The 15,485-nt window shown below is 66.5% G+C and carries 14 protein-coding genes; 6 read left to right on the forward strand and 8 right to left on the reverse strand.

All coding sequences use genetic code 11. From position 1 onward, the window contains the following. Window positions 1-67 precede the first annotated feature (67 nt). Both JNK84_RS07350 and JNK84_RS07355 read right to left on the reverse strand, forming a co-directional pair. Window positions 68-2,161, reverse strand: a complete 2,094-nt coding sequence (locus tag JNK84_RS07350; RefSeq protein WP_293422229.1) for a TonB-dependent receptor family protein — start codon at window positions 2,159-2,161, stop codon at window positions 68-70. A 65-nt stretch (window positions 2,162-2,226) separates the two neighbouring features. Then, on the reverse strand, window positions 2,227-2,625 hold the full coding sequence (locus JNK84_RS07355) for a DUF2946 family protein (protein ID WP_293422232.1): 399 nt from the start codon (window positions 2,623-2,625) through the stop codon (window positions 2,227-2,229). A gap of 125 nt (window positions 2,626-2,750) precedes the next feature. On the opposite strand from JNK84_RS07355, the gene JNK84_RS07360 reads away from it, so the two are divergent. Then, the gene (locus tag JNK84_RS07360) at window positions 2,751-3,155 is read left to right on the forward strand and encodes a winged helix-turn-helix domain-containing protein (protein ID WP_293422235.1); all 405 of its coding nucleotides are present in this window, start codon (window positions 2,751-2,753) and stop codon (window positions 3,153-3,155) included. On the opposite strand, the gene JNK84_RS07365 is transcribed toward JNK84_RS07360, so the two are convergent. Genes JNK84_RS07365 through modA form a run of 3 tightly spaced genes read right to left on the reverse strand, consistent with a single transcriptional unit; the run spans window position 3,152 to window position 5,516 of the window. Continuing rightward, window positions 3,152-3,577, reverse strand: coding sequence for a DUF3574 domain-containing protein (locus JNK84_RS07365; protein WP_293422238.1), 426 nt, complete (start codon window positions 3,575-3,577; stop codon window positions 3,152-3,154). The genes JNK84_RS07360 and JNK84_RS07365 overlap by 4 nt on opposite strands. Continuing rightward, the gene (gene modC / locus JNK84_RS07370; RefSeq protein ID WP_293422241.1) at window positions 3,574-4,677 is read right to left on the reverse strand and encodes a molybdenum ABC transporter ATP-binding protein; all 1,104 of its coding nucleotides are present in this window, start codon (window positions 4,675-4,677) and stop codon (window positions 3,574-3,576) included. Before modC ends, JNK84_RS07365 begins: the two co-directional genes overlap by 4 nt. A 59-nt stretch (window positions 4,678-4,736) precedes the next feature. Beyond that, entirely contained in the window at window positions 4,737-5,516 is a 780-nt protein-coding gene (modA, locus tag JNK84_RS07375) for a molybdate ABC transporter substrate-binding protein (RefSeq protein WP_293422244.1), read from the reverse strand. A gap of 209 nt (window positions 5,517-5,725) precedes the next feature. Here modA and JNK84_RS07380 point away from each other — a divergent pair, with 209 nt between their 5' ends. Genes JNK84_RS07380 through JNK84_RS07390 form a run of 3 tightly spaced genes read left to right on the forward strand, consistent with a single transcriptional unit; the run spans window position 5,726 to window position 8,710 of the window. Then, a complete protein-coding gene (locus JNK84_RS07380; protein WP_293422247.1) occupies window positions 5,726-6,319 on the forward strand; it encodes a GbsR/MarR family transcriptional regulator in 594 nt (197 codons plus the stop codon). A 2-nt stretch (window positions 6,320-6,321) separates the two neighbouring features. Next, window positions 6,322-7,701, forward strand: coding sequence for a cytochrome ubiquinol oxidase subunit I (locus JNK84_RS07385; protein WP_293422250.1), 1,380 nt, complete (start codon window positions 6,322-6,324; stop codon window positions 7,699-7,701). Window positions 7,702-7,711: 10 nt separating this feature from the next. Beyond that, window positions 7,712-8,710 carry a cytochrome d ubiquinol oxidase subunit II gene (locus JNK84_RS07390; protein ID WP_293422253.1) on the forward strand — a complete coding sequence of 333 codons (999 nt, stop codon included), beginning with the start codon at window positions 7,712-7,714 and terminating at the stop codon, window positions 8,708-8,710. A 12-nt stretch (window positions 8,711-8,722) separates the two neighbouring features. On the opposite strand, the gene JNK84_RS07395 is transcribed toward JNK84_RS07390, so the two are convergent. Together JNK84_RS07395 and JNK84_RS07400 are read right to left on the reverse strand one after the other, a co-directional pair. Beyond that, window positions 8,723-9,106, reverse strand: coding sequence for a response regulator (locus JNK84_RS07395; protein WP_293422256.1), 384 nt, complete (start codon window positions 9,104-9,106; stop codon window positions 8,723-8,725). A gap of 50 nt (window positions 9,107-9,156) precedes the next feature. Continuing rightward, window positions 9,157-11,343 (reverse strand): sensor histidine kinase, encoded by a 2,187-nt coding sequence (locus JNK84_RS07400; RefSeq protein ID WP_293422259.1) that lies wholly within the window; start codon window positions 11,341-11,343, stop codon window positions 9,157-9,159. Between the two features lie 501 nt (window positions 11,344-11,844). On the opposite strand from JNK84_RS07400, the gene JNK84_RS07405 reads away from it, so the two are divergent. Both JNK84_RS07405 and JNK84_RS07410 read left to right on the forward strand, forming a co-directional pair. After that, on the forward strand, window positions 11,845-13,326 hold the full coding sequence (locus JNK84_RS07405) for a methyl-accepting chemotaxis protein (RefSeq protein WP_441343210.1): 1,482 nt from the start codon (window positions 11,845-11,847) through the stop codon (window positions 13,324-13,326). A gap of 153 nt (window positions 13,327-13,479) precedes the next feature. Next, window positions 13,480-14,229 carry a DUF6639 family protein gene (locus JNK84_RS07410; RefSeq protein WP_293422262.1) on the forward strand — a complete coding sequence of 250 codons (750 nt, stop codon included), beginning with the start codon at window positions 13,480-13,482 and terminating at the stop codon, window positions 14,227-14,229. A 29-nt stretch (window positions 14,230-14,258) separates the two neighbouring features. Here JNK84_RS07410 and JNK84_RS07415 read toward each other — a convergent pair whose 3' ends face one another. Next, the gene (locus JNK84_RS07415) at window positions 14,259-15,461 is read right to left on the reverse strand and encodes a CaiB/BaiF CoA transferase family protein (protein ID WP_293422265.1); all 1,203 of its coding nucleotides are present in this window, start codon (window positions 15,459-15,461) and stop codon (window positions 14,259-14,261) included. Window positions 15,462-15,485: the final 24 nt, after the last annotated feature.

A 15,485-nucleotide genomic window follows, 5' to 3' on the forward strand; every position in this document is an offset into this window, starting at 1 on the left:
TGGTCCGATCGTCCGGGGTTGTCAGGCACCGGGCCATGACGGCCCGGCGCAATGATACATTATTACATCAAAACTTCATGCGGACGCCGCCGTAGATGCTGCGTCCCGTGCCGGGATAGAAGGTCGCCGTGGTCGCGGGATTGTAGAGCACGACGGGGCCGAAATCCGAGATGGTGCGCCTGTCGAGGATGTTGCGTAGATCGACGAAGAGTTCGCCGCCGTTGGGCAGCTTCGCGCTCGCGGTCACCCCGAGCAGCCAGTAGCCGGGAACGCGGAACGTGTTGCGATAATCGACGAAAGCGCCTTCCGGCACGATGTCCACCGCCGGCGTGACCGTGAACAGCGGATGCTGGTAGCTCAGCGCCGTGCGCAGGACGTGGCGCGGCACCAGCGGCAGCGCGTTGTTGCCGTAGACAGGGTCGTCCGCGAACCGGAAGTCCGACCAGGTCCACACCTGCCTGAGTGTCAGCCTGTCGCCGTTGCCGGTGAGGTCCCGTGCGAGATCGACAGCGCCCGCGAGTTCCAGCCCCTGAAGCTGCGTGCGCGGCGCGTTGAAGGTCGAGGCGGGAATGCCTGGCCCGGTATTGAACTGCAGCATCTGATTGCGCAGGTCGGAGCGGAAGGCAGTAACCTCCCACGAGAGACGGTCATGACGGCCGCGCGTGCCGATCTCGAAAGTGGTGCCGGTCTGGGCCTTCAGCGGCACGAAGGCCGTGGTCGCCGCCGTTGTCTGCATCAGGTCGGAGAAGTCCGGCACGTCGGACGAGCGCGTGACATTGGCGAAGACCTGCACGTCGCGCAGCGGTTCCCAGAGGATGCCGACACGGGGATTGACGCCGGAATAGGTCACGCTCCGGTCGATATTCACCGGGATCGCGTTGAGGTTCAGCCCGCCATTGTAGCGCCGCTCGGCGACATAGGCCTTCGCGCCGGCGGTCAGGGCGATCTGCGGCAGGACGAAGAAACGGTTCTCGAACCAGGCCTCGTAGTTCGCGGCATTTTGCCGGCCGTTGACGGTCTGCGGGCCGCGCGCCCCCGTGCCGTTGTTCAGGTTGACGAATTGCTGGACCTGATTGCTGCCGGCGAAGATGCGCGCGCCGACCACGACATCATTGCGAAAACCGCCGAGATTGAACGAGCCCGTGAAGCGCGGCGAGATGCCATAGGTCCAGCCGTCCTGATCCAGCACCTGGAAGACCGGGTGATTGAGGTGCTTGTGAATGGCCCAGGTGGTGATGTCGAGCTTGCCGAAGTCGAAGGCAATCGATGTCACGTTGGCGAAGCGCTGGACATAGGTGTTGCGGGCCTGATCGCCCGCGATCGCGCTGGCGCTGGCCGCGCGGGGATTGGTCATCGCCTGCCCGTAGGTGACCGAGCCCGGCAGTTTCACGTCCGTGTAATAAGCGCCGAAATAGAAGCGCGTCTCGACGCGCTCGGACAGGCGGCGACCGACATTGGCGTTGAAGTGACCGAGATTCTGCGTCTCGTGCTGCCGCCAGCCGTCGGAATGCGTGAGGGTGCCGGAGGCGCTGAAGTCCCAGTCGCCCATGACGCGCGACACCGAACCGTAGGCGCGAACCGTGCCGAACGAGCCGGCATCGAGGCGGAAGACATTGGGCGCGACCGCCGTGTGCCCCGTGGGCGTGACGAAATTGACGGCGCCGCCCAGCGTCGAGGAGCCGAAGGGCAGCGCATTGCCGCCACGAAACACCTCGATGGCCCGGAGCGCCGATGGGTCGATCTGATAGAAATCGCCGGAGCCATCCGCAAGGTTGGTGGGGATGCCGTCCTGCAGGATCTCGATGCCGCGCGTATGGAACGAGCGGGCAAGCCCCGAGCCACGGATCGAGAGGCGGATTTCCTGGCTGTACCGGTTCTGCACCAGAACACCCGGCGTTTCCTGCAGCACGTCACGCAGGTTGGCCGCATAGGTGCTGGCATAGGCTTCGGCATCGACATGCGAGACCGCACCGGCGGTGCGGTTCACTTGTTGGCGCTGGGTCTCGATATCGGGCGAGGTCAGCGAGCCGCGCGCAGGGCGCGACCCCTCGATGGTGATGGTCGGCAGTTCGGTCGTCTGGGCAACGGCGGCGATTGGCGCGGCAACGAGGCCGGCAGACAGGACGAGCCCGGCGCGGACCCGCATGGATGGGATGAACATGGGAATGGATTTCGGCGCATGATGGCGAGAAGCGCTTGGGAGCCCAAGCGCGGTTCAGTCTCGGATCAGGCGGCGAAGGGGGGCGCTCTCGGCGATCTGGTGCCGAGCCAGCCGGCAAAGGCATAGGACGGCAGGATCGGCGCATAGCTGCGGCCAGGCGCGCGGGCCGCAACGGGCGGCTCGACAGCCTTGCCGGCCGAGGCCGGGACCGGCACGTCGACCCCGCCGGTGACGTTGCAGAACATGCAGTGCTGCGAAACCGGGGCAGGCTTCGCGGGCTGCGAACCGTCACTGACCGTCGCGAACCCGTCGGTGGTGCAGAGCACGATGGCCCCGGTCGCGTCGAAGCCCTGGGCTGTTCGCGTGACCGCGCCGAGCAGGCCGGTCGCCGCGACGAGATAGACCAGCACGCCAACCATCAGGTTGCGCGCGGCCGACCATCGATCGCTGCGGAAGACGCCCATGGGCGAGAGCTAGCGTCCCGATGCCGTTCAAGTCAATCGGTCGCGAACCGATTGCACCATGCGACCTTGCGCCGCTAGGCTCATCGCCAACGCCTCACCCGTCCGCTCCATCGAGGAAACACGCCTTGCCTTCGCGCCAGCCCGCGCCTGCCGATCAGGCATCCGCCGAGACCCCCGGCCTTGCCGGCGCGATCCCGCGCATCCGCATCCTCTTCGGCGACGAGGCCCGGCTCGGCCCGGGCAAGATCGACCTGCTGGAGGCGATCGGCCGCACCGGATCGATCTCGGCCGCCGGCCGCGAACTCGGCATGTCCTATCGCCGCGCCTGGCTGCTGGTCGATGCGGTCAACGCCCTGTTCCGCACGCCCGCCGTCACGGCCTCCGCTGGCGGCGCGCATGGCGGCGGCGCCAAGCTCACCGCCTTTGGGCACGACCTCGTCGCGGCCTACAGGCGCATCGAGGCGCGGATGGGCGATGTCGTCCGCGAGGAACTCGGGCCCTTCGAGACGGAACTGCGCGAGCGGCCCTAGAAGGCCACGCAGGCGCGACGGGTGATCACCCCGACCGATTCCTGCCGGAAGCGGCGCTTGTAGGCCTCCGCCACTTCCGCCAGACGCGGCAGGTCGCGCGCCTCGTCGGCGAGAACGATGGTGATGACCTTGCCGGGCTCGCGGATCAGCGCGCCGTTCGCCGAGCGGTACTGCCCGCGCGTATCGAGGATCGTCAGCCCGTCGGGAAAGCGCGGCGTCACCTCCGCATCGACGAAGCGCGCGAAGCTGCGCTCCGAGACACCGAGCGCGCCGCCGATGTTCCGGCCGAACATCAGGTCGGCTACGACCCGGTCGCGGCCGCCCGGCGGACAGGGCGGCGCGCCGACCGTCGCGCAGCCGGCGAGCGCCAGGGCAGCGAGGACCAGCGCCGCCCGCGCGAGGAGCGCCTGTTCCCGACTCATGACCCGACCACCTTCAGCCCCGGAACGCCGCGCTCGTCCACGGCGGCCGTCTTCACCAGCGCCGTGACATCGTCGCCGACATCGAGGCCGAGATCGTCCACCGCGAGGCGCGTGAGATAGGCGACCAGCCGCTCGCCGCCTGCGAGTTCCACGGTTGCGAGCGCCAGAGGTCCCTCGCCCCGGTCCATCGCGACGATGCGGCCGGCGAGCAGTGTCCGGACGCTGATCTGGCCGGGCCGGCCGACCGCCAGCGTCACATCCGTCGCACGGATGGCCACGCGCACCGGGCCATCGCCCTCGACGATGCCGGGCACGACGATCTCGCCGGCGGGATGCCGGAGCGCGGTCACGCCGAACCGAGGCAGGATGCGCGCCTGCGTGCCAGTGATGAACGACACGGCGGCGAAGCGGTCGGCGGAGGCCGCGACCGTCGTCGGCGTCAGCACGGCGGAAGGAGACCCGGCGGCCGTGACGCGCCCCTGGTCCAGCCGCACCACGTGCGCGGCGAGCCGCGCCACCTCGTCAACCGCATGACTGACATAGATGATCGGGATGGCGAACTCGTCGCGCAGCCGCTCGATGAACGGCAGAACCTCCAGCTTGCGGGCGGTGTCGAGCGAGGCGAGCGGCTCGTCCATCAGCAGAAGACGCGGCGAGGTCAGCAGCGCGCGGCCGATAGCGACGCGCTGGCGCTCGCCGCCGGACAGGGTGGCCGGCCGCCGCTTGAGAAGATGGCCGATGCCGAGAACCTCGACCACCGTGTCGAGGTCGATCCGCCGCTCGGCGCGCGGCGTGAACCAGCGTCCATAGGTGAGGTTCTGGCGCACGGAGAGATGTGGAAAGAGCAGCGCATCCTGAAAGACCAGGCCGATGCGCCGCGCGTGCGGCTTCATCGCGATGCCCGCCTGCGTGTCGAGCAGCGTCTCGCCATTGACAAGGATGCGCCCGCGCGTCGGCGCCTCCAGCCCGGCGATCAGGCGGATCGCCGTCGACTTGCCGGAACCTGACGGTCCGAACAGGGCGGTGACGCCCGCGCCTGCCTCGAAGGCGGCATCGAATGTGAAGTCCGGCCGTTCCAGCCGGCAGTCAAAGATGATCATGGCGGCGCGCCCGCAGCTTGCGCGGACGCGCGCCTGGCATGGTCGATCAGCACGTCATCCTACCGCCGGACAGTAAAGCCTTCCGCCTCGAAAATCCGGGTTGCGGCCGGAGAACGCAAGTAGGCGAGAAAGGCCGCGGCATCGGCGTGGCGCGCCGAGGCGGTCAGGGCGAAGGGATATTCGACCGGCGGGTGGCTGCCGGCCGGGAACGTGCCGACCACCTTCACGCGCGGCTCGGTTCTGGCATCGGTCGCGTAGACGATGCCGTAGCGGGCTTCGCCACGGGCGACGAGGGCAAGCGCGGCGCGCACATTGTCGGCGCCCGCTACCTTCGGCTGGACGTCGTTCCACACACCGAGATGGGTGAGCGCGGCCTGCGCATAGCGGCCGACGGGGACAGCGCGGGGGTCGCCGGTGGCGAGGCGCGAATCGCCGATGGCCGCGGCCAGCGGGAAATTCGGCGCGATCGTCAGGCTGGACTGGACGTCGGGGGCAGCGATCAGCACCAGCGAATTGGCGAGCAGCGTCGAGCGCGTCTCGACCTTGATCAGATTGCGCTGCTGCATCCAGTTCATCCATTCGAGGTCCGCCGAGGCGAAGAGGTCGGCCGGCGCGCCCTGCTCGATCTGGCGGGCGAGCGCGGAGGAGGCGGCATAGGAGAAGGTCACCTGCTTGCCGGTCTCCTTGCGCCATTCGGCGCCGATCGCGTTGAGCGCGGTCTGGAGGCTGGCGGCTGCGAACACGACCACGCCCCGGTCCTGCGCGGCGGCGGGCTGCGGCGCGGCCGCCAAGATGAGAAGGGCCGCGGCAGCGGCGAGGCGGGACAGCATGCGGATCATCGGAAACTCCCGGAGGCACTGGCAGGGGGCACCCGCTATATCTATTGGAACATAGCGTGGAGTCGAGAGGGGATTGTCCGGCTGGCTGCGGGATCATCTGGATCCCAGGTCGTCTCGGTTGAATGCAGCCCTGCCCTGACAAACTGTCGCATGTTCGGCCGCCTCAATTTCTCTATTTTCAGTTTTGACTGAAAATTCGGAATGCGCCGATGACCCTCCCCCCGCTGGTCCAGGCTTTCGTGCTCCATTTCGGCGAGATGGGATCTCGCTGGGGCATCAACCGCACTGTCGGACAGATCTACGCCGTGCTGTTCGCATCGGACCGGCCGCTTTGCGCGGACGATCTCGTCGAGCGGCTCGGCGTCTCGCGCTCCAACGTTTCCATGGGCCTGAAGGAATTGCAGGCCTGGAATCTCGTGCGGCTGAAACACGTTCCCGGCGACCGGCGTGACTTCTTCACCACGCCCGAGGATGTCTGGGCCATCGTCCGCACATTGGTCGAGGAGCGCAAGAAGCGCGAGATCGACCCCACCCTCACCATGCTCCGCGAACTGCTGATGCAGGCGCCGGCCTCCGACGAGGAGCGCCACGCGCAGGCGCGCATGCGCGACATGCACGAGCTCATCGAACTCCTGACCGGCTGGTATGCCGACATGCAGCGGCTGGAGACCGAAAGACTTGTCCAGCTTCTGACGCTCGGCACAAAGGTCGTGAAAGTGCTGGAAATGAAGGATAGGCTCTTCGTCATGCCCGGAGGGCGCGCGAAGAAGACCGAGACCAGAACCGCCAAGCCGGAGGCTTGATGATGTCGGACCTCGACCCCACCCTGCTCGCCCGCATCCAGTTCGGCGCGAACATCTCGTTCCACATCCTCTTCCCGACGATCTCGATCGCGCTGTCGTGGGTGCTGATCTACTTCAAGGTCCGCTATGCGCGCTCGGGCGACGAGAAATGGATGGAGGCCTACCGGCTCTACGTGAAGGTCTTCGCCCTCACCTTCGCTCTTGGCGTCGTCTCCGGCATCACCATGAGCTTCCAGTTCGGCACGAACTGGCCGGGCTACATGGAGAAGGTCGGCAATATCGCGGGCCCGCTGCTGGCTTACGAGATTCTCACGGCCTTCTTCCTGGAGGCCGGCTTCCTCGGCATCATGCTGTTCGGCTTCCGCCGCGTGCCGGGCTGGCTGCACACGCTGGCCACCGTGCTGGTCGCGTTCGGCACGGCGCTATCGGCTTTCTGGATTCTCGCGCTCAATTCGTGGATGCAGACGCCTGTCGGCCACGAGATGCGCGACGGCGTTGCCCATGCGGTCGACTGGTGGCAGATCGTCTTCAACCCCTCGATGCCCTACCGGCTGACGCATATGGTGCTCGCCTCGGGGCTGACCGTCGCCTTCCTGATCGCCGGGCTGTCCGCCTATCAGCGCCTGAAGGGCGACGAGCGGCCGGCGGTGAGCGCCGCGCTGACGACCGGCGTGGTGCTTGCCGCGATCCTCATTCCGATCCAGATCTTCGTCGGCGACCAGCACGGCCTCAACACGCTGAAGCATCAGCCGCAGAAGGTCGCGGCCATGGAGGCGAACTGGGAGACGCGGCCGGCCGTGCCGCTGGTCCTGTTCGCCTGGCCTGACGAGCAGGCGCGCGACAACCACTACGAGATCGCGATCCCCTACGGCGCAAGCCTCATTCTCGGCCATTCGCCGAACGCGGTGGTGCCGGGTCTCAACGATTTCCGCGGCAACCACCCGCCGGTGAAGCCTGTCTTCTTCGCCTTCCGTATCATGGTCGGCATCGGCCTGCTGATGCTCGCGGTCTCGTGGCTCGCGACCCTCCAGATCTGGCGGCGCGGCGAGCCGATCCCGCTCGTCAACCGCGCGCTGGTCGCCATGACCTTCGCCGGCTGGGTCGCGACGCTGGCCGGGTGGTACGTGACCGAGATCGGGCGCCAGCCCTGGCTCGTCTCCGGCGTCCTGCGCACCGCCGACGCGGTCTCGGCGGTTCCCGCCCCGATGATCGCAGCCACGCTGGCGGCCTATCTGGCCACCTACGCCTTCCTGCTCGCGGCCTATGTCAGCGTGCTGTTCTATCTCGCCCGCAAGGCGCGCATCCCCGGCACAACCGTCAAGGACAAGGATCAGATTCCCTTCGTCCACGAAGGTCTGCCCGGCGAAACCGCCAAGGCGTGAGGAGGAAACCATGGACCAGGCTGTCTGGCTGCCCGTCGCCTTCGCCGTCCTGATGGGCGTGTCGATCCTGCTCTACGTCATCCTCGACGGCTACGACCTCGGGGTCGGCATCCTCCTGCCGCAGGCGACGCAGGAGGAAAAGGACCGGATGATCGCCTCCATCGGGCCATTCTGGGATGCCAACGAGACCTGGCTGGTCATGGCGGTCGGCCTGCTGCTGGTCGGGTTCCCGACGGCGCACGGCGTCATCCTCTCGACGCTCTACGGGCCGGTCGCCTTCCTGCTGATCGCGCTGATCGTGCGCGGCGTCGCCTTCGAGTTCCGGGCCAAGGCCGGAGCACCGTTCAAGCCGTGGTGGGATCGCGCCTTCTTCGCGGGATCGCTGGTTGCGGCGCTGTCGCAGGGCTACATGCTCGGCCTCTACATCAACGGTTTCGCCGGCGGCTTCACAGCCCATGCCTTCGCGGTGCTGACGGCGCTGTGTCTTGCCGCGGCCTATGCCTTCATCGGCGCCTGCTGGCTGGTGATGAAGACCGAGAAGGACCTGCACGTGAAGGCCGTGCGCTGGGCGCGGCTGACGCTCGGCGCGGTCATTCTCGGCATGGCGGCCGTATCGATCGCGACGCCGCTCGCCTCGCCGCGGATCTTCGCCAAGTGGTTCTCGTTCCCGGAAATCATCGCGCTGGCGCCCATCCCGCTGATGAGCGGGGCCATCATCGTCGGCGTCTGGATGATGCTGCAACGCATGCCGCGCGCCGATCACAGCCTCGATTTCGTGCCCTTCGTCGGCGCGGTGCTGCTCAACGTGCTCGGCTTCACCGGGCTCGCCTATTCCTTCTACCCCTATGTGGTGCCGGACCGCCTGACCATCTGGCAGGCAGCCTCCGCCCCGGAAAGCCTGATGATCATCTTCGCCGGCGCCTGTTTCGTCCTGCCGGTGATCATCGCCTATTCCGTGCTGGCCTACTGGGTGTTCCGGGGCAAGGCGACCGAGCTGCGCTACGACTGACGAACCGCGCCGTCAGACCCGCGCGGTCTCGTACCAGAACCGCTCGATATTCTCGGCAAGCTGGCGATAGCCGTCCGAGGACCGCGGTTTGACCACGTAGGCGTTGGCATGGGCGCGGTAGGACCGCTCGATGTCGTCCTCGCGCTCCGAGGACGAGAACATCAGCGTCGGCAGGCCCTGGGTGGCCTTGCCGCCCCGGATGCGGTCGAGCACGTCGTAGCCGTCCATGCCGGGCATGTTGATGTCGAGAAGAACCAGATCGGGGATGGCACGTGCGATCTCGTCGAGCGCCGCCTCGCCGCTTTCCGCGTGGCGTATGTCGAGCCAGCCGGCGCGCCCGCTGAAGGCGTTGCGGAGGAACAGCGCCTCGTTCGGATCGTCATCGACGATCAGCATGCACCGTCTCGTCCTGGTCATCGTTCCCGGCCTCCCGGCTCATGGGTCGATCAAGCGTGCGGTCCTTTGGCGCGCGGGAGTGTAAACCGGAAGCAGGCGCCCGGCGAGTGGTCCGTGTCGAGCCAGATCTCGCCGCCGTGGCTCTCGACGATGCGCTTGCCAAGCGCGAGCCCGAGACCCATGCCGGCATAGCGGCTCTCGTCCTTGTGAAGCCTGCGGAATATCTCGAAGATCCGGTCGCGGTACTGCGGGTCGATGCCGATGCCGTTGTCCTCGACGGACAGCTCCCAGAACTGTCCCGCCGCGCGGGCGCGGATGTGGATAACGGGGGCCGAGGCGCTGCGGTACTTCAGCGCATTGGCGAGCAGATTCTGAAACAGCCGGCAGAGCAGGTCCGCGTCGCCCGTCACGACCGGCAGCCTGGAGACCTTCACCTCGCCGCCGCTGTCGCGCAGGTCGGCGGCGACCAGCGCCATGGCGTCATCCACCACCCGCGTCAGCGGCACCTCGTCGGCGCGCACGGTGGCATAGGCGACCTGGGTGTAGGCGATCAGGCTCCGGATCAGGCGCTGCATGCGCTCGACACTGGCCATGATGTGGGTGGCATAGCCGGCGGCCTCGGCATCGCTCGCTTCCACCTTCAGCTTCAGCATGTCGGAGAACATGTTGATGTGGCGCAGCGGCGCCTGCAAATCGTGCGAGACGATGGCCGAAAACTGGCGCAGCGCCTCGTTGGACTGGTTGAGGCGCATCTCGTGCTGCTGGCGCTCGGTGTCGTCGCGCACGATGACCATGATGTTCGGCTGGTCGGGGCCGACGCCGCTCAGCCGGCTGTAGGCCGCCTGGATCCAGACCCAGTGGCCCGCCTTGTGGCGCAGCCGATGGATGGAATAACCGAGTTCGTCGCCCGCCCCGATGGCGCGATTGATCGCATCGACGCGCAACCAGTCGTCCGGATGGACCATGGTCGAGGGCGTGACATCGAGCATTTCCGCCGGGGTGAAACCGAGCAGCTTCAGCGATGACGGCGAGGCGTAGAATATCTTGCCGGCGATATTGCGCAGGATGATCAGGTCCGAGGCGTTTTCGGCGAGGAGCCGATAGCGCTCCTCGCTCTCCCGCAGCTCCTCAGTGCGCTGCTCGACCCGCTGTTCGAGCTCGCGGTTCGCGCGCGCCAGCGCGGTCGCCTGCACGTGCAGCTTGATGGAGGCCTGCGCGAAGGCATCGCCAGCCTGGTTGATCTCCTGGATACCGGTTCGCGGCGCCACGGTGAGCTGGCCGCGCGCGAGCGCACCCGCCGCCTCGGTCATCGCCGTCGTCGCGCTGGTCAGACGCCGCAGGATCAGGGTGGCAAGCCCGACGGACGCCACCAGCAGCACTCCGGCGATGCCGAAGAGCCAGATGAGCGAGCGCGTCAGCGAGGCGTTGAGGACGGCCTGATCGACGCCAACGGTCATCAGCCAGCCGGATACCTGCGAACGCCGATAGAAGGCGGAGACCTTGACACCCTGTGGATTGACCCCCGTCCAGTGGCCGCTCTCTCCCACCGCGCGCGCAAAGCCGGGGAGCGGCCTCCCGAGTGTCTCTTCGTGGCGTTCCGAGCGCGCGACAATGAGGCCCGCGCGGTCCGCGAGGGATGCGAAATAGGGCGCGGCGATACCGCGATCGACCATCGCCCGCGAGAAGACCGACGGATCGAAGATCGTGCTGATCAGGTACCTGGTCGTGCCGTCGCGCAGAACGGGCACGAAGATCGACACGGCGAAACGGCCATTGCCGCGGCTCACGAACAGATCGCTGAACACCGGCTGGCCCGAAGCAATCGCTTCACTCATCGGCGCAAGCATCGGCCATTGCGGCAGCGTCTGCCCCTTCGGCACGCCGGTATCGACGACAAGCTGCCCATCGAGCCGCCGCAGCCTGATCTCGATGCCCATGCCGGCGAGCGACCGCGCCTGGACGTCGAACCGGTCGAAATCGGCGGCATCGATGGCCGGTGACGTCGCCAGCGCCTCCAGAATGGCAAGGCGCGTGGTCAGCAGCCGGTCGATCTGTTTGATGATCTCGTCGTTGCGACGAGCCGCGATCTCCTCCAGCCGGGCACGCTCGCCGGCCGTGAAGCTCCAGGCGAAAAGGCCGGCGACGATCAACAACGGAATGGCGAGCGCCGCGGCAAAGGCAGCAAGATAGAGCGTCAGCGAGCGTTCCCGTGGCAGGGCGTTCACGCCATTCCCCATGCCCAGCCTCGCCGAATCGCGAGAGTTTCTGTGGCAACGGTAGCACGGAGCGTACTTCACAAGGCCGTTACCACGGCTCGGCAGTCGGGCAACGAGGGGCGATGGGTCCGGTTGCGCTCAAATCAACCTGCACGTGTAACAGCTATAAATCCAAGTATGATACATTTAAAATAACAATTGCCACATTTTTCCATAATATTTGATCTATATGACAAAAAGTTCAGGAAAACCCTGCGGAAGACCTGCACATACTCGCGACCGGAACAACAAGATCGCGCCATGATAGACTAATGAAACTCTTGGTAATGCGTCATGAAATAATTGTTTCAGCTCATATTTTAGGCATTCTCGAACAGGCTGCGCCAAATCTCTGATCGCCATTCCCTCTTAAGTAACTCTTAACCAACCAAGGATCAGGCTTTTCGAACGCATCGCATGCACGGAATCCTGTGATTTCGACCTTGAGACGTCCTGCCGCCCGAAGAAATTGAGGCACGCCAGATGCTCCGCATGTTCGCCAATTCCGCCGACGACGCCGCCGCCAAGCTCACCGCTCTCGACCGCGTTCAGGCAATCATCGAATTTGATCTCGACGGGGTCATTCTCAACGCCAATTCCAACTTTCTCGGCGCGGTCGGCTACTCGCTGGCCGAGATCAAGGGGCGGCATCATTCGATGTTCGTCGAGCCCGCCTACCGGGACAGCGACGACTACCGTGGCTTCTGGCAAAGGCTGCGGACGGGGCAGTTCGAAGCCGCCCAGTTCCGGCGCATCGGCAAGGACGGACGGGAAATCTGGATCGAGGCCTCCTACAATCCGCTGCTCGACCGCTCCGGCAAACCCTACAGGGTGGTGAAATTCGCCACCGACATCACGGCGCAAAAGACGACGGACGCCGACCGCGCCGGGCAGATCGCGGCCATCGGCAAGGCGCAGGCGGTGATCGAGTTCACGCTCGACGGCATCATTCTGAACGCCAACGACAATTTCCTCGGCGCGGTCGGCTATTCGCTGGCCGAGATCAAGGGCCAGCACCATTCGATGTTCTGCGAGCCGGCGCTCAAGGCGAGCGCGGAATATGCGGCTTTCTGGGCTGCACTGAAGCGCGGTGAGTATCAGGCGGCGCAGTACAAGCGGGTCGGCAAGGGCGGGCGCGAGATCTGGATCCAGGCTTCCTACAATCCGATCCTCGATGCTTCGGGCCGGCCAACCAAGGTGGTCAAGTTCGCCACCGACATTACCGAGCAGATGAATCTGCTCGCGACGCTGCGCACCATGATCGACCGGAACTTCAGCGAGATCGACCAGGCAGTCGGACGATCGTCGCAGGAATCGAACAATGCGCTGGCCGCGGCCGACGCGACGCGCGACAGCGTGCAGACCATGGCCGCCGCCTCGGAGGAGCTTGCCGCCTCCGTCGCCGAAATCTCGCAGATGATGTCCAAGTCGCAGAGCGCCACCGACAGCGCGCTGGAGCAAACCAACGCGGCCGGCGGCTTCTCGCAGAAGCTGTCGGATGCGGCCGCCGCCATGGGCGGCATTGTCGGCCTCATCAACACCATTGCCGGGCAGATCAACCTGCTGGCGCTCAACGCCACCATCGAGTCGGCGCGTGCCGGCGAGGCTGGCCGCGGGTTCGCGGTCGTGGCACAGGAGGTGAAGAATCTCGCCAATCAGGCGGCCAAGGCCACCGAACAGATCGGCGCGGAGATCAACGGCGTGCAGTCGATCTCGTCCGATGTGGTCAAGGCGCTGGATTCCATCCGCGCCTCCATCGAGATCATGCGCAACAACGTGGTCGCCACCGCCGCCTCGGTCGAGGAACAGAGCGCGGTAACGCGCGACATGTCGGAGAACATGCAGCAGGCCGCCCGCGCCGTCGGTGAAATCTCCGAGAACATCTCCGGCATTTCAGCCTCGGTCACGCAGGTCTCGCAAGCCGTGGCGACCACCCGCGAGGCGGCCGTGGTCCTGGCCCGCTGACGCCGGGAACCACGTCCCGGTCGCCCGTGGCGGCCGGCGTCAACATGCGAACGAACGGCGACAGCCGTTTCCCGCGTCACTAGCGTCCGCGCCTCTTCCCCGATCATCCCTCTCCCAGCCCGTCCGGCCGGCTCACCGATGGAGGTGCTGGCGATGGCGCATCATCACGTCCATCAGGCTCAGCTGCAGGTCCTGCATCTGACCGTCATCATGCTGCTCGCGATCGCCGCGCCAGCCCCCGCGCATGCCGATTGCGGCCGCGACGGCGTCACCATCAACGGCAGTCCCGACGAACACGACGAGGCCTGCGCGGCGCTCGGCGAGGTCATCGGCCATTTCGCCGATGGCGGCCTTGTCATCGACCTGCGCGTGACGATCCGGTTCCAGCCGTCCGTCGCCATCGAACGGGACGGCGATGAGGCGGCTTCTCCGACGAGCGGCGAGCCGCGGCTCGCCAGCGGCTTCTACCACGTCGCCCGCAGGGAGATCTGGATGACCCGCTCGACCTCGGTCTGGGCGCATCGCCGGCGGCCCTGGAACCTGCCATGGGACCGGCCGCTCGCCCTATCGATCCTGAAGCACGAAATCGTCCACGCGATCATCTATCAGCTGCTGGGAGCCGATCACCGGAAGCTCCCCCGGGCATGGCACGAAGCCCTGGCCTATGCGGTGCAGATCGAACTGATGGACCCCGATCTTAGGGCGCGGGTTCTGGCGCAGTATCCGCACCGCGAGGCCTTTTCCAGCACGCTGCACGTCAACGACATCGTCTACGGCATCGACCCCGACAGCTTCGCGGTGGCCGCCTACTGGGCCTATGTGCAGGGTGGGAGGATGGCCTTCCTCAGGCGCGCCATCGGCTTCCAGCTCGAGATGATCGACATGGACCACATGCCGCCATGAGCGGGCAGGCGGATCGCCTGTTCCGGTCCCTAGCCCGCCACGATGCCCTTGGCGCGCATCTCGGCCACCGCCTCGTGACTGAAGCCGAGTTCGGCAAGCACCTGATCCGAGTGCTCGCCGATGGCGGGCGCCCTGCCCGGCTGGCGCTTCGTCTCGCCATCGACGAAGATCGGGCTGTTGACCGTCATCAGCTCCTCGTTCTCGAAGCGCACGAGCGTCTCGGTCGCCGCCACCTGCGGGTCGGTCAGCATATCGTCGAGGTTCGCGACGAAGCCGAAGGTAAGGCCGTGGCCATCAAGGATGGCGCGCCATTCGCCAAGCGTGCGGCCGGCGACGATACCGTCGACGATGGCGATCAGTTCCGGCGCATTCTCGGCCCGCAAGGTGCCGGTGGCGAAACGCGCATCCGCCTTGAGCGCGCCGAGGCCCAGCCTCTCGGCGAAGACCGGCCACTGCTCATCGCCATTCAGCAGGGAGACGATCAGCCAGCGGTCGTCGCGCGTGCGGTAGTGGCACATCAGCGGGTTGGGCGACTGTTCGCGCGGCACGCGCCTGGGGATGTCGGCTCCGCACAGTTTGGCCTGCGCGAGATAGGCATTCGACCACAGCCCGTTGACCATCAGATGCGAGGAGACGTGGCCGCCCTTGCCGGTCCGTTCGCGCCGATAGAGCGCGGTCACGATCGCGCCGTAGAACGCCATCGCCGAGGGATAGTCGCCCATGCCCGGCACCGAGCGGCCGGGAGGCAGGCTGGCATCGCCCTTCACCTGGTCCATGAGCCCCGAGCGCGCCCACCATGCGAGGCTGTCGAAGCCCGGTTTGTCGGCCTCCTGCCCGGTCTCGCCATAGGCTGTGAACGAGGCATAGATCAGCCGCTCGTTCAGCGGCGCCAGGGTCTCGTGGTCGATGCCGAGCCGGCGGCGGGCCGGAAGCGGCGTATTGGTGATGAAGACATCGGCGCCCTCGACGAGGCGGTGCAGAACCGCATTGCCGTCCGGCGTGCCAAGCTTCAGCGCCAGCCCCCGGCGCGAACGGTTCGCCTGCAGCCATGGGTAATTCTCCGCGGCGCGGGGCTGGCCCTGCGTCTGCCAGAGATTGCGGAACGTGTCGCCGCCGATCGGCTCCACTTTCACGACATCGGCGCCGAAATCGGCGAGCACGGTGGCAGCCCCCGGAGCTGCGATGAAGCTCGCGCAGTCGATGACCTTCAGGCCGGCGAAGATCGCGGACATGGGCCTCCCGATATCGTGCGTCCT

The sequence above is a fragment of the Phreatobacter sp. genome (assembly GCF_016793595.1).
Classification (GTDB): Bacteria; Pseudomonadota; Alphaproteobacteria; order Rhizobiales; family Phreatobacteraceae; genus Phreatobacter.

Bases quoted from the DNA above. Each gene is read 5' to 3' on its own strand.
- JNK84_RS07350 (WP_293422229.1), bottom strand. From the start codon at position 2,161: ATGTTCATCCCATCCATGCGGGTCCGCGCCGGGCTCGTCCTGTCTGCC.
- JNK84_RS07355 (WP_293422232.1), bottom strand. From the start codon at position 2,625: ATGGGCGTCTTCCGCAGCGATCGATGGTCGGCCGCGCGCAACCTGATG.
- JNK84_RS07365 (WP_293422238.1), bottom strand. From the start codon at position 3,577: ATGAGTCGGGAACAGGCGCTCCTCGCGCGGGCGGCGCTGGTCCTCGCT.
- modC (WP_293422241.1), bottom strand. From the start codon at position 4,677: ATGATCATCTTTGACTGCCGGCTGGAACGGCCGGACTTCACATTCGAT.
- modA (WP_293422244.1), bottom strand. From the start codon at position 5,516: ATGATCCGCATGCTGTCCCGCCTCGCCGCTGCCGCGGCCCTTCTCATC.
- JNK84_RS07380 (WP_293422247.1), top strand. From the start codon at position 5,726: ATGACCCTCCCCCCGCTGGTCCAGGCTTTCGTGCTCCATTTCGGCGAG.
- JNK84_RS07385 (WP_293422250.1), top strand. From the start codon at position 6,322: ATGTCGGACCTCGACCCCACCCTGCTCGCCCGCATCCAGTTCGGCGCG.
- JNK84_RS07390 (WP_293422253.1), top strand. From the start codon at position 7,712: ATGGACCAGGCTGTCTGGCTGCCCGTCGCCTTCGCCGTCCTGATGGGC.
- JNK84_RS07395 (WP_293422256.1), bottom strand. From the start codon at position 9,106: ATGCTGATCGTCGATGACGATCCGAACGAGGCGCTGTTCCTCCGCAAC.
- JNK84_RS07400 (WP_293422259.1), bottom strand. From the start codon at position 11,343: ATGGGGAATGGCGTGAACGCCCTGCCACGGGAACGCTCGCTGACGCTC.
- JNK84_RS07405 (WP_441343210.1), top strand. From the start codon at position 11,845: ATGCTCCGCATGTTCGCCAATTCCGCCGACGACGCCGCCGCCAAGCTC.
- JNK84_RS07410 (WP_293422262.1), top strand. From the start codon at position 13,480: ATGGCGCATCATCACGTCCATCAGGCTCAGCTGCAGGTCCTGCATCTG.
- JNK84_RS07415 (WP_293422265.1), bottom strand. From the start codon at position 15,461: ATGTCCGCGATCTTCGCCGGCCTGAAGGTCATCGACTGCGCGAGCTTC.